Raw genomic sequence first — 12,061 nt, forward strand, 5'->3', positions numbered from 1 at the left:
TACGGCGCTGGATGATCGTGTGCACCATCACGGTGCAGCAGCGCGAGCGGATGTCTCTCCGCTCCTGGTGTCACTGGCTCTGCCCTGGCTGTCGTGCTAGCTGACAGCGGTAGCGGCCGCATCTCCGGGATGTCTGATGAACACCAACTTTTGAGTAAGGCGCCAATTTAATTCAAGCGCCTTATGCGCTGCAAGAATATTGTTATGTAAAATATTCATTCATCAACATAAAGGGCCGACTAGTGGTTATTCAGCCACAATAACGCCCTTGCCTTGCTATTTGGCCTGATGACTTGCCGCATGGCACCCGTTTTTCGCCTGGCCAGACGAAAGCCAAATTGGCATCCTGCAAGACAGCCCCGACGGTAAAAATAGTTGTAATATCGCCAGACTTGCGCTGCCATGCCGCCCCATTCCAGTGCGGCCGCGGCTCCATGCACCATCGTTAATCGCCGCCATGCCAGAACCCAGCCAGCCCAGCAACGCCGTCCCGTCCTCCACCGTCGCCGCCCAGGCGGCGCATTTACTGCTGAGCGCCCATTGCGACATCGTCTGGAGCACGAAAACCTTCGGCCAGTTCGATGCCGACCAGCCCACCTGGCGCGCCTTCACGGGTCAGACCGAGGCTGAACTGCTGGGCCGCGGCTGGGTCAATGCCCTGCATCCGGACGACCGCAACTTGCCTTACGTCGTGCCCTCGCACCTGACCAGTGTGTTTGAAGCGGAATACCGGCTACGCCACGTCAGCGGCGCCTACCGCAATATGCTCGTGCGCATGCTGCCGGTATTGGCGCCCGATGGCAGCATCGTTGAATGGCTCGGTTCGCATTGCGACGTGACGCAGCAACGGCAGACGGAACAACGGCTGCGCCTGGCCATGCAAGGTGGCCGCATGGGTACGTGGGAGATCGACCTGGGCAGCGGCAGCATGGCCGGCTCCGATGCGTTCAAGGCCAATCTGGGCCTGCCGCCTGACAGCCACATCGATTACGCGCAGCTGACGGGCGCCATGCTCGACGGCGACCTGCAGCACTGGCAAGCGGTCGTGCACGCGGCCATCGCCAGCGCCGGCGATTTCGAAATCGACATCCGCGTGCGCTGGCCCGATGGTTCGCTGCACTGGGCGCACATGCGTGGCACCTGCGCCAGCGATGGCGCCGGCAACGTGATCGCGCTGTCCGGCATCTCGCTCGACCTGACGGCCAGCAAGCAGAACGAGGAAACCCTGCGCCTGACCCTGGCGGCAGGCGAAGTGGCCACCTGGAACTGGGACATCATTGCCGACCGGGTCACGGCCGACAGCAATATGGCGCGTTTGTTCCCCGTCAATACCGATGCGGCCACGGCGGCGCCACTGGCGCGTTACATGGACATCATCCATCCCGATGACCGAGAACAGGTCAGCGCGCAGATTACCGAGGCGCTGCACGCACACACGCCGTTCGAGGCCAGTTACCGCGTCGGCGCCGGCGATGGCCAGTACCGCTCGGTCATCGCGCGGGGCCGCGCGGAATACGCGCCCGATGGCACGCCCCTGCAATTGCCCGGTGTCCTGCTCGACATCACGCGCCAGAAGCAGGTGGAAGATGCGCTGCGCCGCAGCGAGGAGCGCTACCGCACCCTGATCGAACTGATGGACCAGGCCTTTTGCGTGATCGAAATGCTGTACGACGAGCAAGGCCGCCCCGTGGATTTCCGCTACCTCGAAGGCAATCGCTCCTTCGTCAAGCAGTCGGGACTGGAAAATGCCATCGGCAAGACCATCCGCAGCTTCGTGCCCGACCACGACCAGCACTGGTTCGACCTGTACGACCAGGTCGTCAAGACGGGCGAGCCCGTGCGCTATGAAAACGAAGCCGTGGCCATGGAGCGCTGGTTCGAAGTCTTCGCCGCGCGCCTGGGCGGCCCCGGCAGCCGCCTGCTGACGGTGCTGTTCAGCGACATCAGCGAGCGCAAGCGCTCGGAGCAGCAATTGCGCCAGCTGGCCGACAACCTGTCCGAAATGGACCGGCGCAAGACGGAATTCCTCGCTACCCTGGCGCACGAACTGCGCAACCCGCTCGCGCCCATCCGCAATGGCTTGCAGATCATGCGCCTGGCCGCCGACAAGCCCGCCACCGTGGCGCGCGTGCGCGACGTGATGGAGCGGCAGGTCAATCAGATGGTGCATCTGGTCAATGATTTACTCGACGTGGCTCGCATCACGCGGGGCCAGATCGAACTCAAGCTCGAACGCACGGACTTGAAAGCCATCATCGCTTGCGCCGTGGAGACGAGCATGCCGCTGATCGAAGCGGGCCGTCACCAGTTGCGTGTAGAACTCGACGAACAGGCGCTGCCGCTCGAGGCCGACCCCACGCGCCTGGCGCAAGTGCTGGGCAATTTGCTCAACAACGCCGCCAAGTACACGCCGGCCGGCGGCCACATCAGCTTGCGCGCATTACGCGATGGCCACGAGGCATTGATCGAAGTCCAGGACAGCGGCGTGGGCATACCCGCTGAATCGATCACGACCGTGTTTGACATGTTCACACAGGTGGGGCAAAACATGGGCAGGGCTCAGGGCGGCCTGGGCATCGGCCTGTCGCTCGTGCGTCGCCTGGCCGAGTTGCATGGCGGCAGTGCCGCGGTGGCCAGTCCCGGCGCCGGCCTGGGCAGTACCTTCAGCGTACGCCTGCCCCTGCTGGCGGCGCAGCCAGCCGCCCCCATCACACCTGCCGTGTCCGCCAGCGCCGCCGATGGCCCACGCTTCCGCGTGCTGGTGGTCGACGACAATGTCGACGCGGCCGTTACCCTCGCCGCCGTGCTCGACATGATGGGCCATGCCACGCAAGTGGCCCATGATGGCGCACAGGCCCTGGCCGTGGCGCCGCAGTTTTTACCGGACGTCATCTTCCTCGACATCGGCTTGCCCGGCATGAACGGCTACGAAGTAGCGCGCGCGCTGCGCCGGATACCGGCCGGCGCCAGCGTCGTGCTCGTCGCATTGACGGGCTGGGGCGCCGAAAACGACCGCAGCCAATCGAGCGCGGCCGGCTTCGACCACCATCTGACCAAACCGGCCAACCTGCTCGCCATCGGCGAACTGCTGGCCACTCTTTCCACTCCAAAAACACTGACAGACCATGACTGAATCCCTGAACCACGTCCGCCGCAACCTCCTGCTGGCTGGCGGCGCTACCCTGCTGTGCCCGGCACCGTTGCTGTTTGCCGCGCCCGCCACCAGCATCGCCACCGCCCAGACGCAACTGGCCGCGCTGGAACAAGCCGCAGGCGGACGCCTCGGCGTTGCCGCCTGGCGCCAGGGCAGCGAGCTGCGCGTTGCCTATCGCGCCGACGAACGCTTTCCCTTGGCCAGCACTTTCAAGGCCATGCTGGCGGGTGCCGTGCTGGCCCGCAGCGCCAGCCAGCCGGGCTTGCTGGACCAGCACGTGCGTTACGAGAAAAAAGAACTGGTCACCTACTCGCCCATCACGGAAAAGCACCTGGCCGACGGCATGAACGTGGCCGATCTGTGCGCCGCCACCTTGCAATACAGCGACAATAGCGCGGCCAATTTCCTGATGACACTCTTGGGCGGGCCGCAAGCCGTGACGGCGTTTGCACGTAGCATCGGCAATACGGTGTTCCAGCTGGAACGCTGGGAAACGGAATTGAACAGCGCCATCCCCGGCGAAGTGCGCGATACGGCCAGCCCCGCGTCGATGGCGCACAGCTTGCAGCAATTATTATTGGGAAATAGCTTGCCGGCACCACAGCGCCAGCAACTGGGCACCTGGATGCGCGGCAACACGACGGGCGACAAGCGCATCCGCGCCGGCGTGCCGGCCGGCTGGCAAGTGGCCGATAAAACCGGCTCGGGCGCCTATGGCAGCGTCAACGATATCGGCGTCGCCTACCCGGCCAGCGGCGCACCGCTGGTGATCGCCGTGTACTACACGCGCGAACAGAAAAATGCGGACACGAACCAGGACATCATCACGGCCGCCACGCGCATCGTGACGGCCGCGCTGGTGTAATTACTTCGGCAGTGCCGCCATGAACCCCGCATACGTCGACCAGGCGGGGTCGGCCGCGCTGCGGATTTCGATCGGGAACTTTGGACGCGGTGCCAGCGCCGTGTTCAGGCGATTGAAGAATTCTTCGCCCGACTGCGTGTAATAAATCCATTCGCGCAAGTTTTCACCGGTGGACACCAGCGCCAGGGTGGCGAAGCCGTCTTCTTCCACCACGGGCGCCAGCGCCGCTTCCAGCTCTTCCATGTGCTCGCGCTCGTTCGGCGCGGGCATGCCCGTCTCGTCCTCGTAACGCCAGGCGATGATGATGCGGTCCGGCTGCGATGACAGGTCCCAGTCGTCATGGAAGGCGTCGACGTAACGGTAGATGATGGCCATCTCGTCGCTATGCGTGACGATGGTGCCCCAGCTGCGGGCGGAAGTGGAATTTTCGTTCATGGTTGCAACAGTCAAAAAAATAAATCGAGGGTGCGCAGCTTACAGCACTGGCGGGCAAGTCACATTCCACGCATCATACTGGGCACCGCTCTTGCGCAGCCAGACACGGGCGTAGCTGTCGCGGTCGCTCTTGAACACGAGCGCATAGCGCTCTTCGGCACGCGGTGCGGCGGCGCCCACATCGACGGCCGCCAGCGAGAACTTCAGCGCCCGCAACGGGGCGCAGGCCGTATTGCCAGCCATCAGCAAGCGCGCCCGTTCCAGCAGCGACTTTTGATACAGCAACACGCCTTCCAGTTCCCCATCAGGGACACGCTGCAGCATGCGCACAGGTTCAGCCACAGGCCGGCAGGTGCCACGGTCGAGCCAGGCGTAATACTCCATCCCCGCCTCCTGCCAGCGCGCCTGCTTGCCCTCGCCGTGCAGCACGAACTTGGTGCGCTGCGTCCGGCACAGCGCGCCATGGCCGCGATACGGCGACGTTTCCACGCTGCCCACCACTTCGCTGCCGCGTCCGCCCACCACGGGCACGCTCTCGAACACGGTACGCGCTGCGGGCTCGCCCGGATATTGCTGCGCATAAAACTCCAGCAAGGACGCGCGCTGCTGCGCATCGACCGCCACCGCCTCGGCGGCACTGGCAGGGAGGCACAGAGCCGACACGACACACAGCGCCAAGGGGCGCACGAAATAAGCAGGCATGTATCCTGGCATGGCATTCCTTCAATCGACGTTCAAGGGCGGGTATCGCCCAAGCGCAGATTATATAGTTAGCAGGAAATGAAAGGCGGACGCGGCGTCAGGACGTGCGAACGTTGACATCCATGGGCGCGACGGGGCATGGCGCATGTTCCAGTATAAAAAATGGGGCGCCATCGCTGCGCCCCATGGTCCAAGCTGCAAGCCTCACGCCATCAGCGCTGGTAATTCTTGAAGAAATTCCAGCTGATCACGGTGGCGTCCGGGCCCAGTTCATCGCTGAAGGGCCAGCCGGGAGGGCCGCCGCTCCACGCGTGGTTCATGCCTTCGACCGTGTATTTTTGCGCGATGACGGCGCCGTTGCGCAGATACGTGTCGATGGAGTAGCTGCGGCCGTAGGGCACCGTCTGGCGCACGATGCTGTCGGCACGGTAGCGCACGCTGTCATTGTCGAGGCCATCGTCGCCGTAGTCGCTGGTCTGCAGGAATTGCTCGATGGTTTGCTCGCCGTTGACGGGATTGACGACGATGTCGGACGTGCCGTGGAATACCATCGTCGGCATCAACCGGCGCGGCGAGCCGGAGCAGCGCCACGCATCCTTGCCCCGCACTTTCGGGTCGAACGAGCTGCCGTTGAACAGCGAGTCGGCGGCCGTGACCAGGCCGGTGGCGCCCTTGTACATGCCGCCCGAATGCACCATCACGGCGGCGAACACGTCCGAGTAACAGGCGGCCATGATGGAAGCCATGGCGCCGCCCGCCGAGATGCCCGTCACATACACGCGGCTATCCTGCACCGCATATTGGTTCTTGACCTTGTTCAAGATGCCCATCAGCACGGCCGGCTCGCCCGTGCCCCGCTCCTGGTTCAGCGGCAACATGAAGTTCCAGCAGCGCATGGGATTGGCCGTGACGTTCTGGCGCGGATAAACGACAATGAAGTTTTCGCTGTCCGCCAGTTGGTTGTAGCGGCTGACGGCGGCCATGCTGTTGGGCTCGGAACCACAGCCGTGCAGCATCAGCACCACGGGCAGCGGCGTGTTCGGATTGTAATTGCTCGGTAGCCAGACCTGGTATTCGCGCGATCCCCACAGGCTCGCGTACAGGCCGAAGTCCCACTGCCCGGCGGCAGCCGGCAACGCGGCCAGCAAGCCGCAGGCGGCGATGAGTGCGGATACGAAGTGACGTAGTTGGTGATGCAGATGTGCCATGCCAGTCTCCTGATTGTTATTAAGGACGAAAACAGCGACAACAAACCAGCCTGGCGCTAACCAGGCTGGCACTTCAACAACCTTTTAGAACTTGTAGCCAACCTTGGCGATGATCTGGCGCGGCGGACCGTAGAAACCGTCGAGGATGAACACGGCCGGAATGTTGTAGCCATCCGTGCGGTAGCGTTTGTTGCCCAGGTTGCTGCCGTGCAGGCTGAAGGTCCAGTTCTTCGGCGCTTCCCACACGACGCCAGCCGTCCAGATGCTGTAGCCGCCCTGCGCCAGCGTTTCGCTCAAGTCCGTGGTCGGATACACCTTGCTGCGGTAGCCATAGCCGACCATGCTGCGCAAGGCGCCGCCGAAGACGTCGCGGTCCGTGCGCGTCAGGTTCAAGCCCACTTGCCGGGCGGGCGTATTGCTGAACTTTTGCGTATCCGCGATATTCTTGCCACCGCTCATGAACTCGTCATAGCTGGCGTTCAGCAAGGCGAGGAAACCGTTGACTTCCCACTGGCGGTTCGGCCGCCACGAAAATTCGAACTCGGCGCCTTTCACGGTCGCCTTGCCCGCATTCGTGAAGTCGCCATAGAAGCCCGGCACGCCGCCCGGCTGCACATAGCTGGTAAACACGGACAACTGGATATCCTTGTAGCGGTTGTAGAACAGGGCCACGTTGGCGTCGAACGTGTCGTCCGGCGCCGCGTATTTCATGCCCACTTCCAGCGCGTCGAGTTTTTCATCCTTGTACGGCCGCGCCGAGTCGGGTACCACCAGGTTGTTGGCGCGCACGTTGTAGCCGCCCGACTTGAAGCCGCGCGACAGGTTGCTGTAGAAATTCGTCGTCTTCGACGCTTCATAACGCACGGACAATTTCGGCGAAGTATTGCTGACGGATAGCGACTTGTCGAAGTCGGCCGCCGTCTGGATGGGCCGCGTAAAGCCCACGTCCGCAAAAGCGCGGTTGAGCACGATGGCGCGCTTTTCCTCGCGCGTGTGGCGCAAGCCCGCATTGATGCTCCACACCTTGCCCAGCGGCCAGGTCCAGTCCGTGTACAGCGCCGTGCTGTCCGTCTCGACCGTGCTGACGGCGGCCGTGAACTGGCGTCCCAGGAAATTGTTGTAGATGCCGCCGCCGGCCGTGCCTTCGAAGCGGTACAGGCCGATCACGCCGGCGCCGTAGTCGCCGCTGTACGAGGCCTGCAACTCCAGGCTCTTCTGCTCGTCGCGCGAGTCGCCGAACACGTCGGCAATCGGCTGCGGCAGGCCGTCGAAATCGATGGTTTGCTCGGACGTGCTGCGCCGCTTGGCGCCGATCACTTTCACGGACCAGTCGTTCGAGAGCGTGTAGTTGGCCACCAGCGAGCCGCCCCGGTTGTGCGTGAAGTTATGGCCCGGCATGCCGCTCTGGATATCGTACGCATCCGTGCTGGCCGGCCGCCTGAGCGGGTCGAAAGCGCTCACGCCCATGCGCTGGAAGCCGCGCACGCCGGACTTGTCGTCGGTGGCGTCCAGGCTCAGCACGACCGTCAAAGGGATGTCTTGCGGAAAATAGCCGACGGACAGGCGCGCGGCCGTGCTGTCCTGGTCGCTGACCTGTTCGCCATTGAAAGTGTTGCGGCCGAAACCGTCGCGGTCCAGCTTGGCAGCCGCCAGGCGCGCGCGCCAGGTGCCGCTCTCGTTGGCCAGATTGAAGGCGGCCTTGAAGTTGCGCTGGTTGTAGTTGCCGATACCCACTTCCGCCGATGCGCCGTTTTCCTTCGCCAGCGGACGCGAGATATATTTGATGGCGCCGCCGATGGTGTTCTTGCCGTACAGGGTGCCTTGCGGACCGCGCAGCACTTCGATGCGTTGCACGTCGAACACGTCGAGCAGCGCGCCTTGCGGACGGGCCATGTAGACATCGTCAAAATATATGCCCACACCCGGGTCCACGCCCCAGACGGGGTCGGCCTGGCCCACGCCGCGAATGAACGCCGTCAATGTCGTATTCGTGCCGCGCGACGCGTACACGGTCAGGTTCGGCACGCGCTCCTGCAAGTCGGCCAGGTTCTGGATATTCGCCCGTTCCAGGGCCTTGGCGGAAAACGCCGTGACGGCCAGCGGCACGTCCTGCAGGCGCTCTTCGCGGCGGCGGGCGGAGACCGTCACGGTTTCCATGCGTTCTTTCGCCTCGCTGGCTTCCTGGGCAGTGGCGGCGTTGGCAGCAGCGGGGCTGGCTTCCTGCGCCTGGGCCTGGGTGGCAAACGCGCCGGCAACGGCGAGGGCGGCGGGCATCAATTTCAAAGCAAGTTTCATAGCGTCTCCAATGTCAGGCTTGCCTGCCACCAGGGAAGACGGCCGGATGTCAGAATCGCAGGACGTAACGGTACCCGCGCGCGCAATGCGAGCACCTGCCCTGCGATGACTGTTTCCCGGCCCTCGGCCCGTGCGGCGAGTGGCCTGTTTATTTTGAATTTATGGTAAGGAAGGACTGCAACAAGGTATTCACACGCTGCGCCTGGTCCAGGGGCGTGGCGTGGCGCGAGTTCGCGATGATCTCGATCTCGCATTGCTGAAACTGTGCGGCAAAGGCCCGCTTGCTGGCGACGGGCGTGTAATCCTGGTCCGCCGCCATGATGAAAACTGGCATGGCCAGGGCCTGGAAGTGAATGTCGATATCCCAGTGGAAAATGGCGTCCAGCGCGGCCAGGTAGGCGCGCTTGTCCATGCCCGCCATCTGCGTGGCGAAACGCTCGACGAGCGCTTGCTGGGCAGCATCTGGAAACAGCTTCTTGCCGATGATCTTGCCCATGGTTTTCAGGCCGAAAGTGGCGATCACGGTGCGGCGCAGCCAGTACGCGAACAGCAGCGCCGCCGGCTTGCTGCCCTGGAACGGTTGAGAATTGATCAGGCACAAACTGGCCACCCTGCCCGGCGCGCGGTTGGCCATTTCCAGACCCACCATGCCGCCCAGGGAAAAGCCGACGATGTGCACGCGCGGCACGTCGAGCTGGTCCATCAAGTTGAAAAGGTCGTTGGCGAAGTCGCCGATCTGCCAGTCGCCGATGGGCGCGGGACTGCGGCCATGGCCGCGCAGGTCGGGCACGATCAGGCGAAAGGTGCTGCCGAGGGCGTCGATTTGCGGGCGCCAGTCTTCGGCGCAGGAACCGAGGCCGTGCAGCAAGAAAACGGGCTCTGACTGCGCAGGCTCGCCTTGCCCCGTCTCAGTGCCGAGACCCAGGTCGAGGTAATGCAATGGAACATCGGATGTCGTGTGACGCCGCATTCTGTCTCCTTGCTGTTGAACATGCTTTGTGTTCAGGTGCAGGAATATGTTTTCCCGCTGTTGGAAAACATAATACGGAATCCGAATTCCGATTTCAAGTTAAATCGCTAAATAGTTCAAGTCAGGTAATTTAAAGCAACACGCACCAGTTCATCCTCGAGCGCCGCACCCGACAAAAAGGACAGCGAGCCCGTCAGGGTGTGCTGGTTCAGGATGCCCAGCAGCACGGGCGGCACCACCATCATCGCCTGCGTGGGGTTTGGGTGGCCGATGCTCGATGACTTGCTGGCCAGCACGGCCACCGTGCGTTGCGAGATCAAATGATTGATCTGGTGCACCCTGTCGCGAAATTGCGCATCCTGCGACGCGCGTGTGATCAGGGCCCGCAAGACGCCGCTGCGCCCGCCATTCACGGCCACGAACATGGCCACCATGGCGCGGATGAACTCTTCCAGGCTGCGCCCTTCCCACTGGCGCAGCTCCGTCAGCGTCTCGACCTTTTCCACCATGTCGGAAAAAAAGCGCTGCAGCAACAAACGGCTCAGGGTGTCCTTGTCGCCCAATAAACGGTAAAACGTGCCCACCGAGGTTTCCGCCAGTCTGGCCAGGTCGGCCACGCCGATTTCATCGAAACGGTTTTCCGCGAGCAACTGTTCACCGACCTGCAGCAGGCGCTCGAACGCCTGCTTGCTGCGCGCCTGGGTGGGCTCGGGGGGAACGATCATCTGCGGGAAGGGCATCGGAAAGGAAGGCATGCGGCGTCGGCGTCTCTCGATAGTGGAACCGTGGTTCCGTTATGGGTGCGCGTATTGTAACGCGGGAGACGGCCGATGGGTGCGTTCAAATGTACTACCTGCCCTGCCACTCCATGTAGACGTCGGCGCGCTGGTAATGGGCGTCGCCGGCCGGCCGCGCCACGTGGTTAAAACCGCTGCTTTCGTACAGGCGGATGGCGGGCGCCAGCTTGCTGTTCGACTCCAGGAACAGCAGTTGCGCGCCGCTGGCCTCGAAGGCATCGAAAGCCCGTTCGATCAGCCGGCGCGCGATGCCCAGCCCTTGGCACTCTGGCGTGACGGCCATTTTCGACAGCTCGATGCTGGCGCCATCGGCGCGGATCAGGGCGCAAGTGCCGACGATCCTGCCATCGAGGCGCGCGAGAAAAATCTGCCCGCCAGCGTCAAGGATCGAACTCTGCGGATCGGACAGCACCTTGTCGTCCAGCGCCTCGACATAGAAATAGCGTTCCAGCCAGGCGATATTCAGGCGCTTGAAGTCGGCAGCATAGGGCGCCGCATAATCGATGATCTCCACGGCGGCCCGCTCGCGCTGGCGCCGGCAGGCGGCGATGGTCTCGCCGAAACCTTGCGCCTGCAAGCGCGCTTCCGCCCGGTCCAGGCTGGCCATCAGTTGCGGCGTACCGTGCTCGAACACGGTGTCGACGGCCGCGCGCACGTCGTCCCACAGGGGCGCCATGTCACGCAGCAAGGCTAGCCCGGCGTCGGACAGCGCCAGCAGGCGCCGCCGTTCATCCTTGGCGTCCGGCATTTCCGCCACCATACCCGCGTCGAGCAGCTTGCGTCCCAGCTGCACCACCACCGGATGCGTCTGCCCGATCTGCGCGGCCAGGGCCGTGATCGATGTGGGGCCGTTGTCGCGCAGCAGCAATAACAAAGGGAAACAGCGCGACGTCAGTTCGACGCCGGCGGCCACATAACTGGTATCGACACCGGCATACAGTTGATCGGAAAGACGGCGCAGGCGGCTGGCCAGCATCAGGGAGCCGTAGGTTTGCAGGGTGGAGGACATGTTGAACAGGATATATGTAAGTAGTTACGTATACCCTAACGTAAACCAGCTTTACCGGTCAAGCACCAGCTTGCTTAGTCCTCCGCCAGCGCCTCCTGCAACCTGACCTGAAACACGACCTCGACCATCTCCCCCAGTCCCGGCCACACCTGCATCAGCCAGCGCTTGCCCTCCTCGCTGGCCGCTACATACGGCGCGTCGCGCGTGGCGCAGGCCAGGCCGATTTCGATGACTTGTTCCGCATCGTCCAGGCCGCCGGCGATCATGGCGGCAATGGGCAAGGCGATCAGCTCGGCGGTCAAATGCGGACGCAGCAGGCAGGCGGGCGCGATGATGGCGAACGATGCTTCCACATAGTTCCAGCAGTTGGTGGGCCAGTGGGCGGCTTTCACGTTTTCCAGGAAGACAGCATCACTGATCGTTTCCGAATGGGCTTGCGCCTGCGCATAAAAGGCGGCCAGGGCGACGAGTTGGGGCGGGGAAGTCCAGGTGGGCATAGCGCATGATCCAGAGGGAGCCGCTCCAGCTTGGCGGCAATGGCGGACTGTAGCATGTTCAACCGGCATGCCGAAACACGGCTGGCCCGGGCATACTGCCGGCATCGCTCCCGCCCCTTTAATGAGGAA

10 protein-coding genes are annotated in these 12,061 nt (G+C 63.3%); 2 read left to right on the top strand and 8 right to left on the bottom strand.

Annotated features, from left to right (window positions below):
- The first annotated feature begins 457 nt into the window (after positions 1-457).
- Together AC54AG_RS13295 and bla are read left to right on the top strand one after the other, a co-directional pair.
- The gene (locus tag AC54AG_RS13295; RefSeq protein ID WP_496630599.1) at positions 458-3,133 is read left to right on the top strand and encodes a hybrid sensor histidine kinase/response regulator; all 2,676 of its coding nucleotides are present in this window, start codon (positions 458-460) and stop codon (positions 3,131-3,133) included.
- Positions 3,126-4,019 (top strand): class A beta-lactamase, encoded by an 894-nt coding sequence (gene bla / locus AC54AG_RS13300; protein ID WP_496630600.1) that lies wholly within the window; start codon positions 3,126-3,128, stop codon positions 4,017-4,019. The genes AC54AG_RS13295 and bla overlap by 8 nt, the downstream gene beginning before the upstream one ends.
- Here the strand turns inward: bla and AC54AG_RS13305 are convergent, their stop codons facing one another.
- From AC54AG_RS13305 to AC54AG_RS13340, 8 genes are all read right to left on the bottom strand, one after another.
- Entirely contained in the window at positions 4,020-4,454 is a 435-nt protein-coding gene (locus tag AC54AG_RS13305; RefSeq protein ID WP_051992096.1) for a DUF695 domain-containing protein, read from the bottom strand.
- 39 nt (positions 4,455-4,493) lie between these two features.
- Entirely contained in the window at positions 4,494-5,168 is a 675-nt protein-coding gene (locus tag AC54AG_RS13310; protein ID WP_496630601.1) for a hypothetical protein, read from the bottom strand.
- A 200-nt stretch (positions 5,169-5,368) separates the two neighbouring features.
- Positions 5,369-6,364 carry an extracellular catalytic domain type 1 short-chain-length polyhydroxyalkanoate depolymerase gene (locus tag AC54AG_RS13315; protein ID WP_319992389.1) on the bottom strand — a complete coding sequence of 332 codons (996 nt, stop codon included), beginning with the start codon at positions 6,362-6,364 and terminating at the stop codon, positions 5,369-5,371.
- A gap of 84 nt (positions 6,365-6,448) precedes the next feature.
- Positions 6,449-8,659: a TonB-dependent receptor gene (locus AC54AG_RS13320; protein WP_496630602.1), complete on the bottom strand. Its 2,211-nt coding sequence runs from the start codon at positions 8,657-8,659 to the stop codon at positions 6,449-6,451.
- A 148-nt stretch (positions 8,660-8,807) separates the two neighbouring features.
- Positions 8,808-9,629, bottom strand: a complete 822-nt coding sequence (locus AC54AG_RS13325; protein ID WP_496630603.1) for an alpha/beta fold hydrolase — start codon at positions 9,627-9,629, stop codon at positions 8,808-8,810.
- A 116-nt stretch (positions 9,630-9,745) separates the two neighbouring features.
- Complete coding sequence (locus tag AC54AG_RS13330; protein WP_034760036.1) at positions 9,746-10,384, bottom strand: TetR/AcrR family transcriptional regulator; 639 nt, start codon at positions 10,382-10,384, stop codon at positions 9,746-9,748.
- A 94-nt stretch (positions 10,385-10,478) separates the two neighbouring features.
- Positions 10,479-11,435: a bifunctional helix-turn-helix transcriptional regulator/GNAT family N-acetyltransferase gene (locus tag AC54AG_RS13335; RefSeq protein ID WP_496630604.1), complete on the bottom strand. Its 957-nt coding sequence runs from the start codon at positions 11,433-11,435 to the stop codon at positions 10,479-10,481.
- A 74-nt stretch (positions 11,436-11,509) separates the two neighbouring features.
- Entirely contained in the window at positions 11,510-11,932 is a 423-nt protein-coding gene (locus tag AC54AG_RS13340; protein ID WP_496630605.1) for a hypothetical protein, read from the bottom strand.
- Positions 11,933-12,061 lie beyond the last annotated feature (129 nt).

It is taken from the genome of Janthinobacterium sp. BCJ23, from assembly GCF_059617945.1.